This is a genomic window from Silicimonas algicola, assembly GCF_003970735.1.
Taxonomy (GTDB): domain Bacteria; phylum Pseudomonadota; class Alphaproteobacteria; order Rhodobacterales; family Rhodobacteraceae; genus Silicimonas; species Silicimonas algicola.
In genome coordinates this window covers 3,397,047-3,421,315 of record NZ_CP034588.1, presented here as the reverse complement: position 1 = coordinate 3,421,315, position 24,269 = coordinate 3,397,047, and the positions used below count along the sequence as shown (strand labels likewise).

The following is a 24,269-nucleotide window of genomic DNA, read 5'->3' as shown; positions in this document are numbered from 1 at the left end:
AACATTCTCTGGACCTGATGACAGCGCCGAATGCGCCACCTTGGTCCGGTGTTCCCCATGGTTTGAGCATAGCAGAACCCGACGCTAGTTTCTGTAGCGACTTAGCGTCCAAAGCTGCGGAGGTCTCGTCTCGATCGCCTTAAGGATTTGAGAGGTGCTGTCGACCTGGTCGAAATACTTTCCTTGAGGGAACAGCCCCAATTCCTTTAGGTACCCATCGAGCCACGGAGCAGATTTCGGCAGCCATACTTGGCCGCCCTCGATCTTCGCACACTGGATGGACATGCGCTGGATCTTGTCTCCAGTAGCGACCATGCCTTTGACGTCGTTCAGTCCGTCCCTGAGGAGTTCATTGCCCAGCGCAATTCCGACGCCGGCCTTTTCGACGACTATAAGCGCCGGTCTCCATTTCTTGCGCAGGTCCCGGGCAACGCGACGCAGGTCGGGATAGTCGTATTGAGCGCGGTGAACGTCGAGCAGATGTATCCCGTGATTGATTAGACCCCACGTCGTGCAGACCGAAAGTCGTTGTCCACGCCTGGGACGGACGCTGTGTCCCAGCTCTGCGCCACGGCCTCGTACTTCGACAGGTCGGTCTTGCCCTCGTACGTCCTGAACCAGTGCAGCTTGATTATGTTGCCGCCTGGGAGCGTGGGGGACTGCTGATACTGGGCTTCGTATGCCGACGGTCCAAGCTCTCGCCGAATCCGATCGAGTTCCTCCTGACCGATACGTTCGGGGTGAAGGAGATCACAGATCTTACGCTCCCATCTTACGCCTTCGCTGTGGTAAAGAACCTGGTGCTCGGTGGCGACGTTGCCCCGACTGCATCGTTGGAGAACTCGCGCCCTATCGTACTGTCGAGGCTGGACGCGGGGCAGGGCGCCGGGCTTGGCCCAGGCCAGTTCCAGTCTCCGCACAGCATAGCGCAGGACAGTGCCGGTGACCTCTACGTCGGCGACTTCGTGGATGCGGATTGGGCGGCGGTGATTCCGGAAGTTGGAAAGCCAGATCGTCCAAGGCGGTTTCAGAAGTTCCGACGGTGTCGGTCCTAGCGTCTAGAGAAGCCCCAATCGAGTCCTTGACAGTATTTCAAGACCAGCCCTGAGATCTCCGCCCAGACGTGAGCGCAGCCTTCAGCATCCCTTTGTCGCTGCAAAATGACCAGTGAGGGATTGGCTGCTCCAACCTGGCCGAAGGTTGCACACGATCACTTTACCACCTAGTCAGCACTTTGATGTTACGATCAAGGTGCGGATTATACCGGCTCTTCAGGAGAAGATTGAAGAACAGAATACCTTGAGAGAGGGCATCCACTTGATCGTCATGTGTGCCTCCCGGGAACTCAGTCAACTCTGGAAACAAGACGTCTAGCCAAGGCGCGACCTTTGGAAGAAGCACTCTCTCATCAGCGACAAGAACCATGGCCTTGGCCATCCTGTCTTCCTTCGAGAGCTTCGGCACAACAGGCTGCAACAATTTTCGTCTCACATTCAACGGATATCTATCCCAGAGGGTTTCCAAAAGGGCCAGTCCTGAATGCGCTTTCTCTATGGCGATGAAGTCCGCATCGATGTGCTTCTCGGCTTGAACTACGTGCTTGACGAGTTGAGGGAAGCTCCAGTACCCGCGGACACTCCACATCATATAGAGACGTTCATCGGTCATCTGAAACGCCTGGATGACCGAGTACGAGCCCGATTGCGAACCGGACGCGGCATCGACGCTAAGGAAACGCACGTCGAAGGGCTTGGGCAAGACATCATACCGCTGGAACAGGCTGATGTCGATCTCACCCCCGCCGGCGGGGACCGGCCGCTGTTGGTACTGCGCCAGGAAGTTGGCCTCCCCCATTTTTGCGCGCTGAACCGCAAGGACGTCTCTCGGGAGTCGCGCCGGGTCCAGGAGATCACCCCGCTCGAACGCGTGTAACTCGCCCTGGCCGATGGGCACCTGCATGTCTTCTTCCGCTATCGCTGGCAGCGAAAGCCGGTTCCAATGCTCTTGCGATGCCAGGTGGGCCGCAGGGTCGTGAATCGAGAGCCTCTGCATAACCAAGACCATCGGGCTTTTCGCGGGATCGTTTAGTCGGTTGGAAAGCGAGTTGTCGATCCAGCTATTGACCTTGCCGCAGACGGATTGAGACGCGACTTGGGATCCGTCAAGAGGATCATCCATGATGATGAGATCTGCGCCTTTACCGATGACCGCCCCGTTGACCGAGATTGCCTCCCTCTTGCCTCCCTGTTCCGTTATGAAGACCCGCTCGTTGTCCTTGGCCGGCGCTCCAGACAAGGTAGGGAACGCATCTCTGTACCAGTCCGTCTCCACGACTTTGCGGAATTTGTTTGCGAGTTCAGTTGCGAGATCGAGGTTGTTGGACACGACCCAAATTTCGAGACTGGGGTCGTGTCCGAGGAGGAACGCTGGCCACGCTACCGAGACGATGATCGACTTCAACGTTCGCGGTGGTACGTGGATCATCTGGCGGCGAACGTCACCAGACGCGACGCACTCCAGGGCGAGGCAGATCGCCTCGATGTGCCAATTGTCTTGAAACTCTTTCTCTGGATGGAGGGTCTTGAAGACCATTTCAAGAAAGGCCCGGAAGCTAAGCCGCAGGAGGGCCTCGACGTCAGCTTTCTTTGGATCAGTCATCGTCCCTCTCCTTTGCGGAATGTGGTTGCAGCGCCTTCTCGGCGTATTTCAGTAGCAGTCGGACATCGTCCTCTGTGGCGGGGAGGTCCCTGGATGAGGCAGTAGACGCCTCCCCCAGGTGGAGATTGATCTGACGGAGAAGCTCGCCCAGAGCCCGGGGGCTTCCAGCAAGGGCGTCAGCAACGAGCCTTTTCGCGAAGGCCTCCATCTTCGTGACCTTCAACTCAACGCCCTGTTCCTTGAGGCTCACGCCACCTGAGAGTTCGGCCTCGATGACCGATTTCCAGGACTTCGAACCTTTGGGACGGCCGCCCGGGTTGCCCGACTGTCCCGTCTTGAACCGGCTGTGCTGGGGCGGCCTGCCACGCCCGACGCCATAATCGTCTTCGTCTTCGCTCATTTGCTTCCCTCCGACGGTTCGGCCGGGGCAGGGGGCAGCGTCGAGGGCACGGTTCCTTCGTGCAGTGCCTCGCCCTCCGCAGCTTCGACCTGAATGTGCAGGCCCTGCTCCCTTTCGCGGAACGTCGCACCAGACTGCAGATGAACGGCCTCCACTCCGGTCATCAACTCCCAGCGCCGGATGGCAGAATCCACGTAGTGGGGTGAAATCTCGATTCCGATACAGCGGCGTTTGGTGCGTTCCGCGGCAAGCAGCGTAGTCCCGCTGCCAAGAAATGGGTCGAATACAGTCTCGCCGACAGCGGAGGCGTCAATGAGGGCGTCCTCGACAAGCCGGATCGGCTTTACAGTCGGATGGACCGTAAAGTCGTCGGCCCCGTCAGCTAGACCACCGGTCGCACCAGCATACTCCCAGACATTCGTCCGGTTGCGGCCGTGGATGCCGAGCTCCACATTGTTGGTGTGAGGCGCGCCAGGCTTCTTCGCCACGAACACAAGCTCGTGGCGTGAACGGTAGAAAGACCCCATACCACCATTGGGCTTGACCCAGACGCAGAGGTTGACGTCATCGAACCCGACTTTGTCGAGGGCGATCTGGAGCTCTCTGGTGTGGCGCCAGTCCATAAAGCAGTAGAGCAGCCCACCCGGTTTAACGACCGCACTTGCATTGGTGAGAAACTCCGCGAGGAACGCGGCGAAGTCCGACGATGACATCTCACCGGATGCCTCCGCGAATTCCTTGAACCCTTTCGTCGCTGTTGTGACATGTCCATTCACCTTTAAGTTGTATGGGGGGTCAGAAATAATGATGTCGGCTCGACGCTTTAGGAACAAATTTTTGATAAGCTCCGGGTCGCGCGCCGATCCGCATGCGATGAAATGACGGCCGAGCCCCCAAACATCCCCGTCACGGGTGATAGCCTCGCTCTCTGCATTGCTGCCCCCGTCTGACGAGTCTATCGGATCGGCGTCATCCGGCGCGCCGACAGTGACTTCGAAAAGGCACTCGAGCTCCGGCGGATCAAACCCAAGGTCCCTTAGGTCGGTGTCGAACTCGAGCTGATAGGCCAGTTCGAGGACCAATTTCTCTACGTCCCAAGTGCCAGTCTCCTGGGTCTTGTTCACGGCTATGCGGAGGGCGCGAACCTTTCGTTCGTCGAGATGATCAACCACGATGCAGGGAACCATTTTCATTCCCGATTTCTTTGCAGCTGCAGCCCTTGTGTGCCCATCGACGATCTCGCCCTCCGCTGTGATGAGGATGGGAGTGACGAATCCGAATTGCCGAAAAGAAGCCTCGCACTTCTTAACTTGTCGGCCGCTGGGTTTTCGAACTTGATGGACTGAGACAGTCAACTCGGCAGTGGATCGCCAAACTACGGTCAGATCCAGCAGCAGGTCATTGCGTTTAGAGTCGTTCGTCGGATGCGCAGGATGCGCCTTTGAAGTCGCCATATCGGCCTCCTCGCGTTTCACGAAAGGCACGATGAGGCGTCGACCAGGCCGAGATGGGAATGCCGACGTAGGGCCGTCCATCGCAATCAACGAAGCACCGAAACCTCGGCCTGCACTTCGCTGTAGTTGGATTCTTAGTCCCCGCCGGAAAGCACGTCAACATTGTAAAGCATTGATTCCAGTGACAAACGGTTTGGATGGCTACGGGGGCATGGCCGGATGCTCACAACGTTGGGACCACCTCGCCTTGGGATATCACCACATGCGTTCCGACAGTTCGCGGACCGACCTCTCAAAGTTTGGCGCCGCTGGACCAGGAGCTATCGGTTGTGGAGAGTCATCCAAGTCGGTTGTGGAGCGCCATCCACCACGAAAGTGGGCGCAGGTCTCAGAAGCTTCGCCAGGCCCAGGAGGGTACGAACTGGCTGAGAGGACGTCCGCTGCCACGTTTTTTTCTACGGCATCGAGCGCGACACCTCTGACCATAAATACTGGGAGGGTGAGTCCACCTGCACCAGCAGTTCTCGACCACTTCGCTTCGCCTCGACCACCAAAAAAACGCGAGCCATGCTGCGGCATGCTTCTGGCACGCCTGTCTCTTCTCGTTGACTGTTCATGGTTTCCACGCATTGATTCATCAAGTGGTCCACGCGGGCTAATTGGGTCCGAAACCTGTCGGCGAATCTCAAGGGCTGACTCGAGAGTCGCTGAGTTGGGAGCGCCTCTGTCGCGACATTCAAATACCCACCGAGTGCCCGGGTCTGGCGTAGGACTGTCTTTTTGCCTCCGTCCCTGTTCTTTTCCCTGTTCTCAGGGAAAAGAATTTACCCAGACCGGATCGCTCCAGACTGCCTCCCCAGCCAGGCATCCTCTGTTCAGTAGCCCTTTTCCTCTCGCGCCAGGGCCTTGTCACCAAGGCCTTCGCCAGGCTCCCCGAGGATCTGGCGTGTCGCGGTCCGGCGCTGAGTTCCAAAGCACTCGGAGGTCGTTCATCACCCAGTGCGAGCGAACCGGCGTGCCGGAGCATTTCACCGCGTCCCTGGTCGGGCACAGGTCCGCCCGCCCACAGAACAAGTTAACCTACGGCATCTATTTGGGGGGCATCTCCGAAGAGCAGAAACGCTGCATTGCGTGCGGGTCAGATGAGGGTGCCGGAATGAGCGAGACTTGCAGCGCAGGGTCAGGACGTACGAGACGCCGTAACGCGGCTGTCTTCAGCTTCAAGAACGAGTTGGGACGCTCCCGGCCACATCCACCGTCGCCGGGTCGTATTGTGGCCACAGTTGCGCGATAGCAGATCGAACAAGTTAAGGATGCTGATGCCCCCTAAAGTCTTGTATCCAAAATATGTCAATTACTTAAGCTGCTGTTTCGGGATCCCGTTAGCATATCCCGTGCTGATAGCAGTACAAACTGCTGTGGCCGGGATGCTGGCCAACTTTTCAGCCTATCGTTTTGATCCCGGGATGGGGCAGCTTCTCGCCATCCTCATGGCATTCTGCGTCCCCTGGTTTCTGTGGATTTTGGTAGTGCGCAAGGTGGTTCTCCTCGGCGCCGTCCATCAATCCGAAGCCCCCATCCATGATCTGCTGTCTTCGATCAAGTCACTGGCGCTGGACTTTCACCGGCTGTTGGGAGGTGCAGTCAAGCTAGTGCTCATCTGTTTGTTTGTGGGCGCGTCCGGATACCTCAAGGAGATGATCAGCGTCATCCAACCGTTCGCGTGGGACCATACGTTCATGCGGGTCGACCGGCTGTTGCACTTCGGCGTTGACCCCTATCGCCTGTCTCTATGGCTGTTCGGCTCACCGACCGCCACGACGGCGCTGAACGTAGCGTATCACGCCTGGTTCTTCGTCATCTATTTCGTAACCTTCGTCGCCTGCTTCGCACGAACCGACGACAAGCTTTCCCAAGCTTTCCTTGTCGGTCTCTTGCTGACTTTCGCCGTGGGAGGCAACGCCATTGCGCTGGTCTTCTCATCTGCCGGACCGGTCTACTACGAGCGCCTTGGCCTCGGATCCGAGTTCGAGCCGCTCATGCAGCACCTGCGCGCCATGAACGAGATTTCGCCGGTCTGGGCGCTCTCGGTACAAGAAGGCCTGTGGCACGGGCACGTGGGTGACGGTGAACTTGCAGGTATCTCGGCGATGCCCTCAATGCACGTCGCTACGTCTGTCCTGATGGCATTCTACGCGACGACTTACGCACGATGGGCAGCTTGGCTCATGTGGGGGTTCGCACTTGCGATCCTCATCGGGTCGGTGCACCTCGGCTGGCACTATGCGATAGATGGGTATCTTGGTGCGGCAATCGCCTGGGCGTGTTGGGTCACGGCCCGATATTTGGTCGAAGAAAGAAACTAGGGGTTGAACAGGCTCTCCCCGCGGACGCCCAGCGCCGACGCGAAGGCATCGAGACGGCGTGCGTTCGCGAGCTTCACTCCGTTTTCGACCAACCTCTGTTGCGTCCAGCGCTTCTGCAGACGGAGCGCGTTGAGTCTCGAAATATGCACTTACGGCCAGACTGCGCCGGTCTTGCCTGCAGGCCGAGGACCAAGCGACATGGCCTGATCATCCCCCTGATCGAGCCGTGCCCCGACGCGCCTCCTGGCCCACCCGAAGTACCTATTTGCCCCTGGACGCACCGCAGATGGTCAACCTCTCGGGAAGAGGTATGCCGAACTGCTCTTCCATTGCGACCGGAAGAAGCTCTGGCCTATCGGAAACCCGTCATTCGAAACGGTAGCCGAAACGGTCGATGTCGGCGGCGAACATCTCGGCGACGAGATCGACGGCCTTCGGGGTAAAGCGCGCCCGAAAGTCTCCGCGTCCCGAGCTGTTCTTGTGCGGCAGGCGTTCCGTCATCCCAAGCTCGTCACAGACCAGCGCGAAATCGTTCTCGAGCGTCTCAAAGCGTCCGACGTAATCGACAAGCAGGTCGCCCTGGTCGTCGACCAGGTAGGATTCCTGAGTCGGAGAGCCGACCGATGCGAGGTAGTGGAGATATCCTTCAAGGTCCGTCGACTTCGACACTTCGTAATGACACCGCTTCGGTTCCAGCTGCTCGAAGCGGTATAGCGACAGCATCCGGTCCCACGGGTTGCGGACGAAGGCGAACTTGTAGGCGCCTTCGAAGGTTTCGGCGCCGACGGCCTCGCGAACCTCTCGAGCGGTTCCATGCCATCCGCCTCGGTAAAGTCCGTAGCGATCGTGTTTCGTTTTCCTCCGCAGACGCCGCATGAGGGTCTGCAGGAGGCGTTGGCGAGGGGTCAGGGCGTGATGCCGGAGGGCCGTGGATATGCTTTGTCCGGCGCTCTTCGGGATATGTATGAAGATGAAGCGGTTCTGAGGATCGATCATCGACGGCGCCCCGTGTCGTCCCCTGGGTTGTGGTGGCGAAAGTTAGCATGGGCCTCCGGGGCGTGGGTCCGCGCGTCCTTGCACAGGGACCACAAGCGGCGTCCTTTATCAAGCTTGTACGGGCTCGGTTGCGGGAGGGAGGGCATCCCTTCTGCACGACCTCGACCTCGCGTTGACATGCTGGCTTCGGGCGGAGGTTCGCGTCAGTATCAGGGCGGTGCCGACCGAGGTAGCAAAGATGAGCCACGACGCGAACGACGTGCCTGCGAGCGAGAGCGCGGCGACCGACCTGCGGAGGAACGAACGGGCGGTGAAGCTTCCGCCGGCATCCGACGCGGCTCTGCGTTTCATCGGCGTCATTCGCACGCCCTGGGTTCACCGCGATGCCTGCCCGCGGCAAGGCCGGCCGGACGGTCCGGAGTGCCGGCTGGTGCTCGATCCGGTCTGGCACGACGCGCTTCAGGGTCTCGAAGAGTATCCGATGATCGAGGTGCTTTACTGGCTCGACCGAAGCCGACGCGACCTCGTTCTGCAAAGCCCCAAAAGCGACGGCCGCACGGTTGGCACTTTTGCTTTGCGGTCTCCCGTCAGGCCGAATCCGATCGGGACGTCCCTGGTGAGGCTGGTTCGGATCGAGAACGGGACCGTCGTCGTGCGGGGACTGGATTGCCTTGACGGCACGCCCCTTGTCGACATCAAACCGGACCGCTGCGCGTTCAGCCCCAAGGCGCCGCCGAAATCCGGGGAGGGTGAAGCCCCGTGAGGTGTGGGGACGTGCGGCGGGCTTGTCGCCCGCCGCTTCGCCGTCCCTCGAAAGACGCGCCGTCCCGATCGCTTGCTGGGGGGTGGACCGGGACGGCGGCGCCGAGGTCATTCTTCTGTGCGGTGGTTCCTTTGATCGAAGAAGTCCTCGGCAGAGTATAGGAGTTGCTCGCGGCCCTCGTCGTCGAGGGCCGCTGCGAGTTGCAGGATGCTGGCGAGCGTCGCGTCGCTGCGGAATTCCAGGAAGTCCGAAATCGCATCAGGGTCGTAGCACGCGACGACCTGGTCGGCGAAGGACAGTACCAGCGCGATCTCGGTGTCGTTCATCGTCGCGATGGTCTGCGTCAGGCGGGCCCTGACCAGAGACAGCGTCGCGTCGGATTCCTTCTTGAAGCGTCTCGTCACGATGGCTTCCTTCCGAACATGCGTTGCCGCGGACCCCGGCCCCGAACAACGGCGACAGCCGCCCCGGCGACGATCAGGATCGCCGGATACTGAAGCGCGCCGAGACCCCGGCCCGCGATGAGAAGCGCCACGAGTGCGGTGGCGATGCCGGCCAGCACGCGATGCGACGGCTTCTTCGCGAGGACGAACAGCGCCGCCGCTCCACCTCCGTAGAGAAGGAGGAGGTTCAGACCCGCGCTGGCCAGAAGTCCCGACAAATGCGCGAAACCCAGGCTGACCAGACCGACGACGGTCAGGAGGACGCCTACGGTCAGCAACACCGCGTTCAGCGGCACGCCACCGTTCAGGCGCGACAGGCTTTCGGGCAGGATCTCCTCACGCGAGGCGGAGTAGACCATGCGTGACACGGCCCAGATGGCCGCCGAAAGGTTCGCGAAGATCATCAGCACGGCGATCAGGGCCACCGCCTGCGACGCACCGGCCCCGAGCGCCCGGCCCAGGATGGCGGTGAAGGGCGCTTCGACCGCAGCCTCGGGTCCCGCCGCCGCCACGATGACGGCGAGCGTCAGGTAGAGGACCACGGCGATGACGAACGACAGGCCGATGGCGAGGGGAAGGTCGCGTTCGGGATTGCGGAACTCTCCGCCGAGGGTCGAGGCGACCTCCCAGCCCGTGAAGGCGAAGAAGACCATCATGAAGGCCAACCCGAAGGTTTCGAGGTCGAGCGCCGGCTGAAAGAAGCCGTCCAGGACCGCCGGGGTCGGCTTGACGGTCATCCAGCCCACGACCGCCATCGCGATCAGGACAAGGACCAGCGACGACGCGATGACGGTGTTGATGCGCCCCGCGATCTCGGCCGACGCCAGGTTCGCGGCCATCGCGCCAAGGATCAGGACCGAGGCGTAGGCGTAGACTGACCCTCCGAACGCCGAGGCGGCGTAGTGACCTCCGGCGAGCGCGATGGACGGCAGACCGACCGAGACCGCTCCGAACAGAAGGAAGGTCGCGGGGACATAGCCGAAGTCGCCGAAGGCGCGCTGGAGGAAGGTCGCGATTCCCCCCGAGTCCGGATAGGACCGTCCGAGGATGGCGAAGACCGCCAGAAGCGGCAGCGTCGCAAGGGCGCAGGCGATCCAGATCGAAAGCGCGCCGGTGCCCGCCGCTTGCGCGGCGAGACCGGGCAGCGTCAGAAGCCCGGCCCCCAGCACGATGTTGAGCATCATGCTGGTGCCGCGCCACAGACCGATGGACTTCTTCAGGTCAGTCATGATGGCTGAGCCTGGCCGCCTGGAAGGCGATCAGGTAGGTCGCGCCGCTTTCCAGGGCCACGGAGCCGTGCCGGGTGCCCGCCGGAAGCGAGATCACCGTGCCCGGGCCGCAGCTTTTTTCGCCGTTGTCCCAGTAAAAGCGCACCCGGCCCTGCAGGATCACGAGGGTCTCGTCGCAGTCGTGCTGGTGCCAGGCGTGTTCCTTGCCGGGAACGTCGCGCTGGACCTCGATGCAACCCTGATCGGGAAGAAGCTTCTGGATCAGGGGCCAGATGTCCGAGACGTCCGTATTCATCGAGAAGATGCGGAAGTCGGTCTCTGTCGGGTCGAATGGGGCGAGCTGGTTCATGCCACTTTTCCTTTCTCTTCCTTGCGTTCGTCTGTCCTGACCGCGCCGAGGGCGTGAAACGGGCAGGTCGGCGTTTCGTTCGTGTCGCCCAGGAAATACTGCTGGAACTCGCGGTTGCCCTCGGCGCCGAAGCTGCCGAGGAAGGGTGCGGGATCGAGCGCGTCGAAGTCGGCAAGGCGGCGCCGGACCTCGGTCAGGGCCCGCAGCATGGCCGGGTCGTCGCTGTCGGTGATGCCGTCGAACACCCACCTCGGCTGGAAGGTTATCATGAACGACGTCGACCGGCGGCTTTGCCGCAGGACGTGGGCTGGCGTGTTGCAGACTACGAAGATCGGCTCGCCGGCGAAGCAGAACTCCCAGCGGTCGCTGTCGAGATGTTCCGAGAACCCGTCGGGGCGGTCGGCCTCGTCGAGGCGTGCGAGACCGTCCAGAAGGTCCCAGAATCGGGCGCGGTAGCTTTCGATCGCCTGAACGGGGCCGGGGCGTCCGAAGATGACCATCGAGGTCATGCGCCCGAAATCCCGCGCATTCGCCAAATAGTCCTTCAGCACGGGCGCCACGGTCTCTGGCGTCAGCGGGTCGAGAAAGGCATAACGAAGCTGGTCCGCCTTCTGGCCGGTCACCCCGAATACACAGGGAAAGGGCCGTGACTTGCTGGTGAGCGTCGCTTCGAACTCGGCGAAGAGAATGCCTTGCCAGCTGGAGTTCGGAAAGCTTTCCCGAACCTCCGATTTGGTGAAAAGTTTGGTCATCGCAGCCCCTGGTTCCTTCCGTTTCGGTAAAGGATTCAATGTTCCGGAGAAGATTTCACCTTTCAAAAGGGATTTTTCTCTTCGTTTCGGAGAAAAACGCCAATAAGTTGCAAGGGAGGAGGAACGCCCGTCATGAGGTTGAGTCCCACAGATCGAATGATCCTGGAGCTTCTTCGGGAGAACAGTCGTAGATCATTGACGGAGATTGCGGCAATCGTGGGGCTTTCGCGCCCGACGGTGCGCCATCACGTCGACAAGCTGGTGCGCGGAAACGTCATCCGCCGCTTCACCGTCGAGATCGAGCCGACCCATGCCGCTCGTGCCGGCGGCGTGCGCGCCATGTTCGACGTGCGTCTCAGGCGCAACGTCTGCGGCAAGGTCTTCGCCTCGATTTCCGGGTGGAGCGAGCTTGTCTCGGCCTGGTCGACGTCGGGGTCCACGGACATGCGGGTTCTGGTCGAGGCGGCCGACCAGACCATGATCGAGGATCTTCGAGACCGGCTGGCCCGCCATCCGGAGGTGGCGTCGCTGAGCACCGCGATGGTTCTCAAGACCTGGTGCGAGCGCATCTCGGGGATCCACGAAACGGCGCCTGAGGGATACGTCATCACGCGGGACGGAGAGCTTGTCTCGTGATGCAGAGCGAAAAGGGAATCGACCGGGAACTGGGTGCGCTGGTGCGGATGCACCGCGTGGCGCGCGGCATGACGCAGGTCGAGCTTGCGCGCGCCGCCCGGATCACACCGATGCAGCTCGAAGGCTATGAGACCGGGATGAACCGGCTCTCCATTCCTCGGCTCATGGGACTGTGCCGGGCTCTCGGCCATTCCGCACAGGCGCTGATGTCGGAACTGGAGCGTCGCCTGGAATTCGGCGAGGCGACGACTGCGGGATCGGCTCCGGGGATCGAGTTTCTCGCCACGAACCGAGGACGTCAGCTTGTGCGCGCTTTGGCCGATTGCGACAGGCCTGAGCTGATCGACGCGATCTCTCACCTCGTGACCGCAGCGACCCTGGCGCAGCGGGATGGCGACAAGCGCACCAAAAGCGCGGGCGTGGCGACCTGAACGCCACCGTGTCGCGGTCCGGCGGCGTTGCGCAGGCAGCGCATTTGACGGACAATGGCGCGACCAGCCCAAGGGGACCCTGCGACCGATGACCTTCGACCGCCGCGTGAAGATCGCGCCGTCCATCCTGTCCGCCGACTTCGCCGACTTCGGGCGCGAGATCCGCGCGGTCGAGGACCAGGGCGCGGACTGGATCCATGTCGACGTGATGGACGGGCACTTCGTCCCGAACCTGACGTTCGGTCCGCCCGCGGTGAAGGCCTTTCGCAAGCACGTCACCACCGTGATGGACGTCCACCTGATGATCGCGCCCGTCGATCCCTACATCGAGGCCTTCGCGGAGGCCGGCGCCGACATCCTGACCGCGCATATCGAGGCGGGGCCTCACCCGCACCGCACGCTTCAGGCGATCAGGGCCGCTGGGATGAAGGCAGGCGTGGCGTTGAACCCCGGCACGCCGGCCGGGGCCGTGGAGCACTTGCTGGACCTTGCCGACATGGTCTGTGTGATGACAGTGAACCCGGGGTTTGGGGGGCAGAAGTTCCTCGACATGACGGGGAAGGTCCGTCGCCTGCGTCAGATGATCGGGGACCGCCCGGTGCACATCGAGGTCGATGGCGGCGTCGACCCCCGGACGGCGCCCCTCGTCGTCGCGGCGGGAGCGGACGTGCTGGTCGCGGGATCGGCTGTCTTCAAGGGCGGTTCGGTTGGCGATCCGTCGCCCTACGGCGACAACATCCGCGCAATCCGCGCGGCGGCCGAGGCGGTGTCGCGCGCGGCCTAGTCGCGGTCGATGATCCGCCAGGCGTCGCCGTCGGGGTCGTCGTACTGGTCATGCCGGATGGTCCAGATGAAGGCCACCAAAGCGCCCAGACCCAGGATCAGCGAGCAGGGGACAAGGATCACGAGGATGTTCATGCGCGCCTCACGCGAAGGGCATTCAGGATGACGGTGACCGAGCTCGCCGACATCGCGAGCGCCGCCCAAAGTGGCGTGGCGAGACCGGCGAGGGCCAGGGGGATGGCGACGGCGTTGTAGGCGGCCGCGAGCCCGAAGTTCTCGAGGATGCGGCTGCGCGACGCTTTCGCCATGGACAGCGCGTCTCCGATGCGGGAGAGGCCCGTTCCGGTCAGGATCACGTCCGCGGCGTTGCGGCTTGCCTCCAGCGCACTGCCCGGAGCGATCGAGGCGTCGGCGGCGGCGAGGGCTGCGGTGTCGTTCAGCCCGTCGCCCACCATCAGAACCTTTCGGCCCTCGGCTTGGAGGGCGGCGACGTAGGCCTGTTTCCGGTCGGGCGTCATCTCGGCCTCCACCGTGTCGACGCCGAGCGCCTCGGCGGTGCGTGCGGCCTTGTCGGCGCGGTCCCCGGTCAGGATGCGGACATCGAGGCCCTTCGATCGCAGCGCGTCGAGCGTGGCGCGGGCGTCTGGCAGAAGGCTTTCGCTCCGTTGCATCGGCCAATCCTTCGAGCCGATGCGCAGCACCGTCTCGCCGTCGCCGCCTCGTCCCAGGAAGGCGGGTCGGCCGGACCAGATTGCGTGGATGCCAAATCCGGCTTCCTCGCGCACATCGGAGATCGCGGCGGGCCGGACACCTGCGAGCGCCGTGACGAGGCTTCGGGACAGAGGGTGCTCCGAGGCCGCCGCGAGCGCAGCGAGGATGCCTTCCGCCTCGCGCGGAAGACTCTCCGGCGGGGTCAGTGTCGCTCGCGTCAGGGTGCCGGTCTTGTCGAAGACGACCGTGTCGATCCCCGCGAGCCGTTCCAGCGCCGTGTCCGAGGTGACAAGCATTCCGCGCCGGAACAGGGAGCCCGTCGCCGCGGTCGCCACGGCAGGGACGGCGAGGCCCAGCGCGCAGGGGCAGGTGATGATGAGGGTCGCTACCGCGACGTTGAGCGCATGCCGGACATCGCCGGTTGCCCAGGTCCACCCGATGAAGGCCGCGAAGGCGATCAGATGAACGGCGGGCGCATAGATCGCCGCCGCGCGGTCTGCGAGGCCGGTATAGCGGGTGCGCGCCGCCTCGGCGACCGCGACGAGGCGGGCCATGCGCCGCAGGGTCGTGTCCTCGCCGACGGCCGTCGCGCGGACGGTGATCGGGCCGGTCAGGGTCACATCGCCCGCCACCAGCCCCGCGCCCCGGAACCGGGTCACGGGATCGCTTTCGCCGGTCACGAGGCTTCGGTCGATCCGTGCGCTGTCGTCCAGAAGCTCGGCGTCGACGGGCAGGCGGGCGCCTGCGGGCAGCCAGAGGGTATCCCCCGCGGCAACGTCCGTCAGGGGACGGTTCACCCGCTCGCCAGCCTCGATGCGCGTCACGCGCGATGGCTCGAGTGCGGCGAGGTCATGGGCGGCCGAGCGCGCGGCTCGGCGCATCCGGGCGTCCAGGACACGGCCCGCGAGGAGGAAGAAGGTCAGCGAGAGCGCGGCGTCGAAGTAGGCGTGGTCGCCGCCCTCCATCGTCTCGAAAAGAGACATGCCGCAGGCGAGAAGGATGGCGAGCGAGATCGGCACGTCCATGTTGAGACGCGCGGCTCTCAACGCGGACCAGGCATTACGGAAGAACGGCTGCGCGGCGAAAAGCGCAGCGGGCAGCGCGATCATGGCGCTGATCCAGTGGAAGAGGTCTCGCGTGGCGTCGGCTGCGCCCGACCAGACTGCGACCGACAGGAGCATCACGTTCATCATCGCGAAGCCCGCCACGCCAAGGCGAAGGATCAGGTCGCGTCCGGCGGCGTCTCGGTCGGGTGCAGTGTCGGACTCATAGGCCTCGTGCCCTGCGCGGGAGAGCGCGGTGATCCAGGGCGTGGGGTCGGCGTTCGGCGTTGCGGTGATGGCAGCGCGTTTCAGCGTCAGGTTCACCCTTGCGTCGCGGATGCCGGGCTGGGCGCGCAGGGTGTCCTCGACCGTGCGGATACAGCTTGCGCAGTGAATGTTCGGCAGGACGAGGTGATGGGTGGGCATGCCGCGCGCCGCCACGCTTTCGGCGACCGGCGCGGCGCCGGAACAGGCGGGGCAGGCGGCGACGGTCATCCGGCGACCTCAAGATGGAGGAGCTTGCGGAAGACCGTGCCGTCAGTGGCTACGGCCTCGAGCCGAAGCGTCCATTTGCCGGGGCCGAGGTCGGGGACACCGGCGACGAAGGCCGTGCCATCGAAGCGAAAGTCGGGCGTCCGGTCTTCGTTCACATGCGTTGCGCGGCCGAGAAGCGCCTTGGTGATGATCGGCTCGATAGCGCGGATCCTGTCTGCGAACGCCAGCCGCAGCCGTCCATCCTCGATGCGTGCATCCACCGTCCAGCCAAGCGCCTCTTGCGAGGCACGGTCGGCGTCGAAGGTCTGGCTTGCGACATAGGAATTCTTCACCTCGAGACCGGGGAAGGTCGAGATCGCCTTTGTCGCGAGAAGAACGTTCACGCCGATGATGACCGAGAAGGCGGCCCCGAACATGGCTGCGACGTGGCGGCCGGTGATTTCCTGCACCATGGGATCATCCCCTCCCTGTGAAGATGCTGTCGTGGTAGACCCGCTCGCCCGAGACGAGGTCTTCGATCCAGAAGCGGATCTCGGTATGCTCGTCCGACGCGGGGTCCGAGGACTGCGGAGCGGTGACATAGACGCGCTGCTGGAGCGTCTCGTTTGCCGGAACCTCGACCGACTCGTAGACCGTGCCCTCGAGCGCGGCCCGGATGGTGGGGTCGCCGGTGACGTGGATGCGGAAGGGCCGGTCTTCGCCGTGCATGTTGCGCAGGCGGAAATCATAGGCGTTCCGGACAGAGCCATCGGACAGCGTGACGAATTGCGGATTGCGGACCTGCGTGACGTTCACGTCGATGTCGGCGCGAACGAAGAGCGCATACAGGAGGGCGACGCCGATCAGCGACCAGGCCGCGGTGTAGACCAGTGTCCGGGTGCGGAAAACGTGCTGCCAGACGGGTCGCGGCGGCATGCCGGCGGCCTCGCGCGGGGCGTCCGAAAGGGCGAGGTAGTCGATAAGACCGCGCGGCTTGCCGATCTTCTCCATCACGTCATCGCAGGCGTCGATGCAGAGCGCGCAGGTTATGCAGGCCAGCTGCTGGCCGTCCCGGATGTCGATGCCCATCGGGCAGACGTTGACGCAGGCGTTGCAGTCGATGCAGTCACCCAGTCCATCGCGGTTCTTGCCCTTGCCGCGCGGTTCGCCGCGCCATTCCCGGTAGGCCACGGTCAGCGTGTCGTCGTCCATCATCGCGGCCTGGATGCGTGGCCAGGGACACATGTAGATGCACACCTGCTCGCGCATGAAGCCGCCGAAGATGAACGTGATGGTGGCGAGGATGAAGATCGTCGAATAGGCGACGGGCGGTGCGTCGAACGTCACGAGGTCGCGCAAGAGCGTCGGGGCGTCGGCGAAGTAGAAGACCCAGGCGCCACCCGTCGCGATGGCGATCAGGAGCCAGAGCGTCCACTTGGTCAGGCGTAGCCGTGCCTTCGTCGCCGACCAGGGTGCGTTCAACAGCCTCACCCGCGCGTTGCGGTCACCCTCGACCCATCTCTCAACGAGGATGAAGAGGTCGGTCCAGACGGTCTGGGGGCAGGCGTAGCCGCACCAGACGCGGCCAAGCGCCGAGGTGAAGAGGAAAAGCCCGAGGCCGGCCATGATGAGGAGGCCTGCGACGAAATAGAACTCGTGCGGCCAGATCTCGATCCAGAAGAAATAGAAGCGCCGTCCGGCGAGGTCGATCAGAACCGCCTGATCGGGCAGGTTGGGGCCGCGGTCCCACCTGATCCAGGGGGTCACGTAGTAGATGCCGAGCGTCAGCGCCATCAGCCACCACTTCAGCGAGCGGAAGCGGCCCGACACGCGGCGGGGAAAGATCGGCTCGCGCGCCGCGTAGAGGGATTGGCCTTGGAGACTCATGGGTGTTTCGTCCTGTTCGCAAGTCCGGTTCTAGTGGACCGGGGGAAAGCGGCCTTGACCTGCATCAAGGGTCCCCGGTTCCGGCTTGTGTGCGAACAGGTGCCGGAACCGGGGTGCCGGGCTCGCGCGATTGCGCGCTCGGGCCCGGTCTCGAAGACGGGAGGTTGCTACTCCCCGCCCCCAAGCTGGTGAACGTACAGCGTCACGGCCTTGACGTCGGCCAGGCTGAGGCGCTGGCCCCAGGCCGGCATGACGCCGAAGCGCGCGTTGGTGATGGTCGTAACCACGGTGTCGAGGTCGCCGCCATAAAGCCAGATCGCATCCGAGAGGTTTGGCGCGCCCTGCTGGCGGTCGCCGGTTCCGTCGTCCATGTGGCAGGCGGCGCAGTTGTCGGCGAAGAGGGTCGCGCCTTCGGCCGCAAGTGCTGCGTCGTGGTCCCCGTCAGAGAGCGACAGGACATGATGCGCAGTAGCGACAATCTCCTCCTCCGAGAGGATGTCTCCGAAGGCCGGCATCTCGGACCAGCGGGCGTCGGGGTCGGTTTCGTTGCGGATGCCGTGCGCGACGGTCGTCTGGATGGCCTCCAGATCGCCTCCCCACAGCCAGTCGTCGTCGAGGAGGTTGGGATAGCCCTTCGCCCCCGCGGCGCCAGCGCCGTGGCACTGCGAGCAGTTGGCGCGGAATATCGACGCGCCGCCTGCGACGCCGAACTGATGCGCCGGATCGGACGGCGACAGCAACGCAAGATCGCTGCTCGCCAGTGTCGCGGACACCGCCGCGTTCTGATCCTCGAAGCGCTGGATCTCTGCAGCCACCTCGGCGCGGGTCGAATAGCCGAGGACACCCGCTGTCGCGCCGCTTACCAGAGGCCAGGCGGGATAGGCGATGGTATAGCCGATGCCCCAGATGATCGTCAGGTAGAAGGTCCACAGCCACCAGCGCGGCAGCGGATTGTTCAACTCCTGGATGCCGTCCCACTCGTGCCCTGTGGTCTCGATACCCGTCACTTCGTCTTTCTTCTTGCCGTCGGCCATCGTCATTCTCCGTCCTTGGCCACGATCGGCCGATCGTTCCTCAGCGGGATGCCCGCTATGTCGTCATGCGTCTTGCGGCTGCCAGGTCGGAAGGCCCAGAGAATGGCGCCCAGGTAGAAGAGCGCCATCGCCAGAAGGACCCAGCTGTCGGCGAAGGCGCGCAGGATCGAATAGGTGTCCATGTCGAGCGTCTCCTTACCTGTTCGCGACCGGCTCGAAGGTCGAGAAGTCGACCATCGTGCCGAGCACCTGGAGATAGGCGACGAGGGCGTCCATCTCGGTCAAATTCGGGCTGCCGTCGAAGTTCGACACGACCGCGCCCGGATAGCGTTCCAGAAGTCCGTCGGTGTCGGCATCCGGGTTGGCCTGCGCCGTGAAGTCTGCGCGGGCCTCTGTCAGCATCTCGTCCGAGTACGGAACACCCACCATGCTGTGGACCTCCATCGTGTCGGCGATCATCGAGCCGTTGATCCGCGTCCGGCCCAGGAAGGAGTACTTCGGCATGACGCTTTCCGGGACGACGGACTGCGGGTCGTTCAGGTGGTCGACATGCCAGGCGTCGGAATACCGGCCGCCGACGCGGGCGAGGTCCGGCCCCGTCCGCTTCGAGCCCCACTGGAAGGGGTGGTCGTACTTCGACTCCGCCGCCAGGCTGTAGTGGCCGTAGCGCTCGACCTCGTCCCGCATCGGGCGGATCATCTGGCTGTGGCAGACATAGCAGCCCTCGCGGACGTAGATGTCGCGTCCTGCGAGTTCGAGCGGGGTGTAGGGCCTCACGCCCTCGACGTCCTCGATGGTGTTCTCGAGGTAGAAGAGCGGCGCGATCTCGACGATGCCGCCGATGGTGACCACGAGGAACGAGAAAATGAAGAGAAGTGTCGGGCTCTTCTCGAGGATCGCGTGGCGGTTGATGAGACCTGTCTCGGGCGGAAGCTCGTTCGGGATCTCGTTCGGCAGGTCCGAGAGGGTCGAAACCTTCGGATCGCTCTCGGAGTCGGGGATGCTTGGATTCTTAGCCATTGTTCTACCTCATTCCGCCGGAACTGCGGGGACGGCGTTCGACACCCGTGCCGCGCCCCGGATCGTCATCCACATGTTCCAGACCATGACCAGCGCGCCCGACAGGTACAGCACACCGCCGAGAGCCCGGATGACGTACATCGGGAACTTGGCGCTGACCGTGTCGGCGAAGCTGTTGACCAGGAAGCCCTGCGCATCCACTTCGCGCCACATCAGGCCCTCCATGATCCCCGTTACCCACATCGAGGACGCGTAGAGAACGATGCCGAGCGTCGCGAGCCAGAAGTGCCAGTTGATCGCGGCCATTGAGTACATCCTTTCGCGCTGCCACAGACGCGGCACGAGGAAGTAGAGCGCGCCGAAGGTGATCATGCCGTTCCAGCCAAGCGCGCCCGAATGGACGTGACCGATGGTCCAGTCCGTGTAGTGCGACAGCGAGTTGACCGCCTTGATCGACATCATGGGACCTTCGAAGGTCGACATGCCGTAGAAGGCGAGGCTGATGACGAACATCCGGATGATCGGGTCGGTGCGCAGTTTGTCCCAAGCGCCGTTCAGGGTCATCAGGCCGTTGATCATGCCGCCCCACGACGGCATCCACAGGATCACGCTGAACACCATGCCGAGGGTCGCAGCCCAGTCGGGCAGGGCGGTATAGTGCAGGTGGTGCGGACCGGCCCAGATATAGAGGAAGATCAGCGCCCAGAAGTGGATGATCGAGAGCTTGTAGCTGAAGATCGGGCGTTCGGCCTGCTTCGGCACGAAGTAGTACATCATGCCGAGGAAGCCGGCTGTCAGGAAGAAGCCCACCGCGTTGTGGCCGTACCACCACTGCGTCATGGCGTCCTGCACGCCCGAGAAGACCTGTACCGACTTCGAGCCGAAGATCGACACCGGGATCGACAGGTTGTTGACGATGTGCAGCATCGCCACGGTGACGATGAAGGAAAGAAGGAACCAGTTGGCGACGTAGATGTGCCGCTCTTTCCGGATCGCGAGTGTGCCGAGGAATGCCACCAGGAAGGCGACCCACACGACCGTCAGCCAGATGTCGACGTACCACTCGGGCTCGGCGTATTCCTTCGACTGTGTCGCGCCGAGAACATAGCCGGTCGCGGCGAGAACGATGAAAATCTGATAGCCCCAGAAGACGAACCATCCCAGGTTGCCGCCCCAGAGCCGGACGCCGCTCGTGCGCTGGACGATGTAGAACGACGACATGATCAGCGCATTGCCCCCGAAGGCGAAGATCACCGCCGAGGTGTGCAGCGGCCGCAGCCGTCCGAAGTTCAGGAAGGGTTGGGCGAATTCGAGGTTCAGCGACGGGAAGGCGAGCTGAAGAGCGATGATGACGCCGACGAGAAAGCCCGCGATGCCCCAGAAGGCCGTGGCGATCACGCCCGCGCGCACCACGTCATCCATGTAGAGGCCGCGGTCCGCGACGAAGCGCGGCTCACCGAGACGCCTGATCTCGTAGATCAACATGCCCGCCGCAATCACCATCACGATGATCGCGTGGACCTGAAAGGCCAGGTCCCGCGCCCAGTTCGCGGCCAGTGCCGCCAACAGCGCAGTCAGGCCATAGAGGATGACTTTGACGACGTCCCACATGCGTTCCAGTCCCTTGCTTAGTTCCGCGCAGAATCCTCGCGCGGTTTTCCGGATGGTGTCTTCTTGCAGCGGGGCGGGTCGGCTACCTTGACTCAAGTCAAGCGGTAGGGCCGCAACGAAGAAACTTGTAAGACCGGCAGGGGAGAGCGGGAATGAAGGTGATGGTCCTTGGCGCAGGCGCCCTCGGTGGCTATTTCGGCGCGCGTCTTCAGGAGGCCGGCCACGATGTCGCCTATGTCGCGCGGGGAGAGCACCTCGCCGCCATGCAGGCGGACGGGTTGCGCGTCGAGAGCCCGCTTGGCGACATCCGTCTGCCTCGCGTCCACGCGGTCGCCGACCCGCGGGAGGCGGGACCTGCGGACCTCGTTCTGTTCATGGTCAAGACCTACGACGCCGAGGCGGCCGCCCGGTCCCTCAAGCCCGTAATGAGGCCGGAAACCCTGGTCATCACGGCGCAGAACGGTGTCTCGGCGCAGCCGATCCTCGCCGAAGCGGTCGGTCGCTCGGCGGTCCTGCCGGGGGCCGTCTACATGCCCGCCGACATCAGGGCGCCCGGCGTGATACGCCATTCCGCCGCCTTCCATCGCATCGTGTTCGGTCCCTGGGAGGCCGAGGCCATGCCGGGGGCGCGCGACATCCGGACGGCCTTCACGTCTGCCGGTCTCGACGCGCAGGTGTCGGAAGATATCTGGGCGCTGCTCTGGCAGAAGTTCGTGATGATGGCCGCCAACTCGGCCATCACGACGCTCACCCGTCTCGACATCGGTCCGATCCGCGAGACGCCAGAGACGCTCGACCTCCTGCGACGGCTCGTGGACGAGACCTTCCAGGTTGCCCGCGCGACACATCCCTCGGTCGGTGAGGATGCGGCCGCGAAGGCGCTCGACTTCCTTCTCCGCGAAGCACCTCCCACGATGCATGCCTCGATGCTGGACGACCTGCGGCGCGGCAAGCGGCTCGAGCTGCCGTGGCTTTCGGGAGAGGTCGTCCGGCGCGGGCGCGCCTTGGGTATCGACACGCCGGCGCATGAGGTCGTCGTCGGGGCCTTGATGCCTTATGCGCAGGGCAACCCGGCAGCCTAGATCAGAAGATCATGCCGCCATCGTCGTCGTCGCCGGTCTCGGCCAGCAGGCCGCCCAGGTCGGGAATGATGATGCCCCGCTTGCCATCCAGCTCGATGATTCCGTCGGCGCGCAGCTTGGTGAGCTGCCGGCTGACCGTCTCGATGGTCAGGCCGAGATAATTCGCCATCGTCTCGCGCGTGATCGGCAGTTCGATGCGGGTGCCGGTGCCCATTACGCTTCCGTCCGGCCGCGTCGAGCGCTTGACGATCAGGGCGATCAGGCTCGCGATCCGCTCGCGGGCCGTCTTTCGGCCGAGAAGCAGCATCCAGTCCCGCGCCGCGTCGAGCTCGTCGAGCGCCATTTCCAGAAGCCGCTCGCGGACATGCGGGAAGCGCACGAGAAGATCCTCGAAAGGCTTCCGGTTGAAGCAGCAGAGCGTCAGGTCGGTCACTGCCGTCACATCGTATTCGATCGCTGTCCGCCCCGGACGCCCGATGAAGTCGGACGGCAGCAGGAGGCCGACGAGTTGAGTCCTGCCGTCCTCCATCGACCGTGTGAGTGTCGCCACGCCGCCCACGACCGAGGCTACGGTCTCGAGGGGCTCGCCGCGGATAGCGACGGTCTGGCCAGCCGGATAGAACTTGTAGAACTTGATCCGCTCCAGTTCATCGAGCTCGTCGGGTTCACACCGCGAGCAGACGGCCTTGTGCCGGATCGGACAGGCCGAGCAGTCGACCGAGAATTCTTCCCTTTTCATTTTTGGGCCCTTTGACTTGCGTCAATGTCAGGAGCGTCCCCTGCCGGCATGGATGGCACATGACACATCGCGATCTGCTTCGCCGGCACGGTCTATTTGACGCCAAAGTGCCGCGTTTCACAAGCTATCCTCCGGCGAACCGTTTTTCACCCGAGGTAGGGGGCGCGGATCGGACTCGCTGGCTGTCCGATACACCCGACGGATCCGACATATCGCTATATGCGCATATTCCCTTCTGCCGCAGGCTTTGCTGGTTCTGCGCCTGCCGGACTCAGGGGACGAAAACCGACGCACCGCTCGCGCGTTATGTCGCATCCCTCCTGGACGAGGCCGAGGCGGTTCGCGCCATCCTTCCGGCCAGGATCCGTACCCGGCGGCTGCACCTGGGCGGCGGTACACCGACGATTCTTCCAGCGGCACTGATGGACATGCTGCTGACGGGGCTCGCCGTCCGTTTCGGCTCGGCGGACCTCGACGAGGTCTCGGTCGAGATCGATCCGACCGAGATCGACGCAGAGCGCCTCGCCGTTCTCGCCGCGCACGGTCTGAACCGCGCGAGCCTCGGCGTGCAGGATTTCGACCCGAAGGTGCAGCAGGCGATCGGGCGGTTGCAGTCCGTCGACGACACGCGCGCCACGGCGCAGATGCTCGCCGACCTCGGCGTCACGGCGCTGAACATCGACCTGCTCTACGGCTTGCCGTTCCAGACGCGCGAAAGCCTGTCGCGGACGCTCGACGATGTCGTCGCGCTGAATCCGACGCGCCTTGCGCTTTACGGCTACGCGCATGTGCCCTGGATGTCGAAGCGTCAGCAGGTCATCCCCTCGGACGCGCTTCCGGGGCCCGAGGCACGGTTCGACCTCTTCCGGGACGCGCGGGCGAGGCTTCTTCTCGAGGGGTTCGCCGAGATCGGCATCGACCACTTCGCGCGTCCCGGCGATAGCCTTGCCGTGGCGCGGGACGAGGGGCGGCTGGCTCGGTCGTTCCAGGGCTATACCGACGATCGCGTGGATCGGCTGATCGGGCTCGGGGCCTCGGCGATCTCGCGATTCCCGGAAGGCTATGTCCAGAACCACAGTGCGACCGCGCAGTACCAGTCCGAGATCGCTGCCGGGCGCTCGTCGTCGGCGCGCGGTGTCAGGCTTACGCAAGCCGACCGGGCGAAGGGCGATATCATCGAAGCGTTGATGTGCTATCACGCCGTTTCGCTCGACCGGCTTCCCGACCCCGTTCCGGAAGCCGCCGACTGGCTGCGCGACCTCGCCGAGAGCGCCGGCGACGCGGTCGACTTCGACGGCAGACGACTGACGATCCGTCCGTGGGCGCACCCCCTTGTCCGCATCTTCGCGGCACGGCTCGGGCGGACGGCGGCCGGGGCGCAGACCTACAGCGCGGCAATCTGAGAGCG

At 63.7% G+C, this 24,269-nt stretch carries 25 protein-coding genes; 7 read left to right on the top strand and 18 right to left on the bottom strand.

Going from position 1 to position 24,269, the window contains the following annotated elements; all coding sequences use genetic code 11:
- Positions 1–84 precede the first annotated feature (84 nt).
- The 4 genes from EF888_RS22650 to EF888_RS16750 form a co-directional block, all read right to left on the bottom strand.
- The gene (locus tag EF888_RS22650; protein ID WP_420902674.1) at positions 85–480 is read right to left on the bottom strand and encodes a hypothetical protein; all 396 of its coding nucleotides are present in this window, start codon (positions 478–480) and stop codon (positions 85–87) included.
- A gap of 735 nt (positions 481–1,215) precedes the next feature.
- Positions 1,216–2,658 (bottom strand): phage terminase large subunit family protein, encoded by a 1,443-nt coding sequence (locus tag EF888_RS16760; RefSeq protein WP_109759729.1) that lies wholly within the window; start codon positions 2,656–2,658, stop codon positions 1,216–1,218.
- A complete protein-coding gene (locus EF888_RS16755) occupies positions 2,651–3,058 on the bottom strand; it encodes a DUF5681 domain-containing protein (RefSeq protein WP_109759730.1) in 408 nt (135 codons plus the stop codon). The genes EF888_RS16760 and EF888_RS16755 overlap by 8 nt, the downstream gene beginning before the upstream one ends.
- Positions 3,055–4,533 carry a site-specific DNA-methyltransferase gene (locus tag EF888_RS16750; protein ID WP_164721740.1) on the bottom strand — a complete coding sequence of 493 codons (1,479 nt, stop codon included), beginning with the start codon at positions 4,531–4,533 and terminating at the stop codon, positions 3,055–3,057. The genes EF888_RS16755 and EF888_RS16750 overlap by 4 nt, the downstream gene beginning before the upstream one ends.
- Positions 4,534–5,906: 1,373 nt before the next feature.
- Between EF888_RS16750 and EF888_RS16740 the strand changes: the two genes are divergently transcribed.
- Positions 5,907–6,878: a phosphatase PAP2 family protein gene (locus tag EF888_RS16740; protein WP_164721739.1), complete on the top strand. Its 972-nt coding sequence runs from the start codon at positions 5,907–5,909 to the stop codon at positions 6,876–6,878.
- Between the two features lie 366 nt (positions 6,879–7,244).
- Here the strand turns inward: EF888_RS16740 and EF888_RS16735 are convergent, their stop codons facing one another.
- Positions 7,245–7,874, bottom strand: coding sequence for a sulfotransferase family 2 domain-containing protein (locus EF888_RS16735; RefSeq protein ID WP_109759733.1), 630 nt, complete (start codon positions 7,872–7,874; stop codon positions 7,245–7,247).
- A 238-nt stretch (positions 7,875–8,112) separates the two neighbouring features.
- Between EF888_RS16735 and tsaA the strand changes: the two genes are divergently transcribed.
- A complete protein-coding gene (tsaA, locus tag EF888_RS16730; protein WP_109759734.1) occupies positions 8,113–8,637 on the top strand; it encodes a tRNA (N6-threonylcarbamoyladenosine(37)-N6)-methyltransferase TrmO in 525 nt (174 codons plus the stop codon).
- Between the two features lie 107 nt (positions 8,638–8,744).
- On the opposite strand, the gene EF888_RS16725 is transcribed toward tsaA, so the two are convergent.
- Genes EF888_RS16725 through EF888_RS16710 form a run of 4 tightly spaced genes read right to left on the bottom strand, consistent with a single transcriptional unit; the run spans position 8,745 to position 11,410 of the window.
- Positions 8,745–9,041, bottom strand: a complete 297-nt coding sequence (locus EF888_RS16725; protein ID WP_109759735.1) for a hypothetical protein — start codon at positions 9,039–9,041, stop codon at positions 8,745–8,747.
- A complete protein-coding gene (locus EF888_RS16720; protein WP_109759736.1) occupies positions 9,038–10,309 on the bottom strand; it encodes an APC family permease in 1,272 nt (423 codons plus the stop codon). Before EF888_RS16720 ends, EF888_RS16725 begins: the two co-directional genes overlap by 4 nt.
- Positions 10,302–10,658: a cupin domain-containing protein gene (locus EF888_RS16715; RefSeq protein ID WP_241239709.1), complete on the bottom strand. Its 357-nt coding sequence runs from the start codon at positions 10,656–10,658 to the stop codon at positions 10,302–10,304. The genes EF888_RS16720 and EF888_RS16715 overlap by 8 nt, the downstream gene beginning before the upstream one ends.
- Complete coding sequence (locus tag EF888_RS16710) at positions 10,655–11,410, bottom strand: YqcI/YcgG family protein (RefSeq protein ID WP_109759737.1); 756 nt, start codon at positions 11,408–11,410, stop codon at positions 10,655–10,657. Before EF888_RS16710 ends, EF888_RS16715 begins: the two co-directional genes overlap by 4 nt.
- A gap of 195 nt (positions 11,411–11,605) precedes the next feature.
- Between EF888_RS16710 and EF888_RS16705 the strand changes: the two genes are divergently transcribed.
- The 3 genes from EF888_RS16705 (at position 11,606) to rpe (ending at position 13,261) form a co-directional block, all read left to right on the top strand.
- Complete coding sequence (locus EF888_RS16705) at positions 11,606–12,046, top strand: Lrp/AsnC family transcriptional regulator (RefSeq protein WP_241239708.1); 441 nt, start codon at positions 11,606–11,608, stop codon at positions 12,044–12,046.
- Positions 12,046–12,477, top strand: a complete 432-nt coding sequence (locus tag EF888_RS16700) for a helix-turn-helix domain-containing protein (RefSeq protein WP_109759739.1) — start codon at positions 12,046–12,048, stop codon at positions 12,475–12,477. The genes EF888_RS16705 and EF888_RS16700 overlap by 1 nt, the downstream gene beginning before the upstream one ends.
- Positions 12,478–12,565: 88 nt before the next feature.
- A complete protein-coding gene (gene rpe / locus EF888_RS16695; RefSeq protein ID WP_109759740.1) occupies positions 12,566–13,261 on the top strand; it encodes a ribulose-phosphate 3-epimerase in 696 nt (231 codons plus the stop codon).
- Here the strand turns inward: rpe and ccoS are convergent.
- From ccoS to ccoN, 8 genes are all read right to left on the bottom strand, one after another.
- Entirely contained in the window at positions 13,258–13,395 is a 138-nt protein-coding gene (ccoS, locus tag EF888_RS16690; RefSeq protein ID WP_109759741.1) for a cbb3-type cytochrome oxidase assembly protein CcoS, read from the bottom strand. The two genes, rpe and ccoS, sit on opposite strands and share 4 nt — an antisense overlap.
- Positions 13,392–15,509, bottom strand: a complete 2,118-nt coding sequence (locus EF888_RS16685) for a heavy metal translocating P-type ATPase (RefSeq protein ID WP_109759742.1) — start codon at positions 15,507–15,509, stop codon at positions 13,392–13,394. Before EF888_RS16685 ends, ccoS begins: the two co-directional genes overlap by 4 nt.
- Complete coding sequence (locus EF888_RS16680) at positions 15,506–15,961, bottom strand: FixH family protein (RefSeq protein WP_109759743.1); 456 nt, start codon at positions 15,959–15,961, stop codon at positions 15,506–15,508. Before EF888_RS16680 ends, EF888_RS16685 begins: the two co-directional genes overlap by 4 nt.
- A 4-nt stretch (positions 15,962–15,965) precedes the next feature.
- Entirely contained in the window at positions 15,966–17,375 is a 1,410-nt protein-coding gene (gene ccoG, locus EF888_RS16675; RefSeq protein WP_109759744.1) for a cytochrome c oxidase accessory protein CcoG, read from the bottom strand.
- 167 nt (positions 17,376–17,542) lie between these two features.
- Positions 17,543–18,415, bottom strand: a complete 873-nt coding sequence (gene ccoP / locus EF888_RS16670) for a cytochrome-c oxidase, cbb3-type subunit III (protein ID WP_420902636.1) — start codon at positions 18,413–18,415, stop codon at positions 17,543–17,545.
- The gene (locus tag EF888_RS16665; RefSeq protein WP_109759745.1) at positions 18,412–18,591 is read right to left on the bottom strand and encodes a cbb3-type cytochrome c oxidase subunit 3; all 180 of its coding nucleotides are present in this window, start codon (positions 18,589–18,591) and stop codon (positions 18,412–18,414) included. Before EF888_RS16665 ends, ccoP begins: the two co-directional genes overlap by 4 nt.
- A 13-nt stretch (positions 18,592–18,604) precedes the next feature.
- A complete protein-coding gene (gene ccoO, locus EF888_RS16660) occupies positions 18,605–19,429 on the bottom strand; it encodes a cytochrome-c oxidase, cbb3-type subunit II (protein WP_109759746.1) in 825 nt (274 codons plus the stop codon).
- 9 nt (positions 19,430–19,438) lie between these two features.
- Positions 19,439–21,040: a cytochrome-c oxidase, cbb3-type subunit I gene (gene ccoN / locus EF888_RS16655; protein WP_109759747.1), complete on the bottom strand. Its 1,602-nt coding sequence runs from the start codon at positions 21,038–21,040 to the stop codon at positions 19,439–19,441.
- A 152-nt stretch (positions 21,041–21,192) separates the two neighbouring features.
- On the opposite strand from ccoN, the gene EF888_RS16650 reads away from it, so the two are divergent.
- Positions 21,193–22,122, top strand: coding sequence for a ketopantoate reductase family protein (locus EF888_RS16650; protein WP_109759748.1), 930 nt, complete (start codon positions 21,193–21,195; stop codon positions 22,120–22,122).
- A 1-nt stretch (position 22,123) separates the two neighbouring features.
- Here EF888_RS16650 and fnrL read toward each other — a convergent pair whose 3' ends face one another.
- The gene (fnrL, locus tag EF888_RS16645) at positions 22,124–22,861 is read right to left on the bottom strand and encodes a transcriptional regulator FnrL (protein WP_109759749.1); all 738 of its coding nucleotides are present in this window, start codon (positions 22,859–22,861) and stop codon (positions 22,124–22,126) included.
- Positions 22,862–22,920: 59 nt separating this feature from the next.
- Here fnrL and hemN point away from each other — a divergent pair, with 59 nt between their 5' ends.
- Positions 22,921–24,264: an oxygen-independent coproporphyrinogen III oxidase gene (gene hemN, locus EF888_RS16640; protein WP_109759750.1), complete on the top strand. Its 1,344-nt coding sequence runs from the start codon at positions 22,921–22,923 to the stop codon at positions 24,262–24,264.
- Positions 24,265–24,269: the final 5 nt, after the last annotated feature.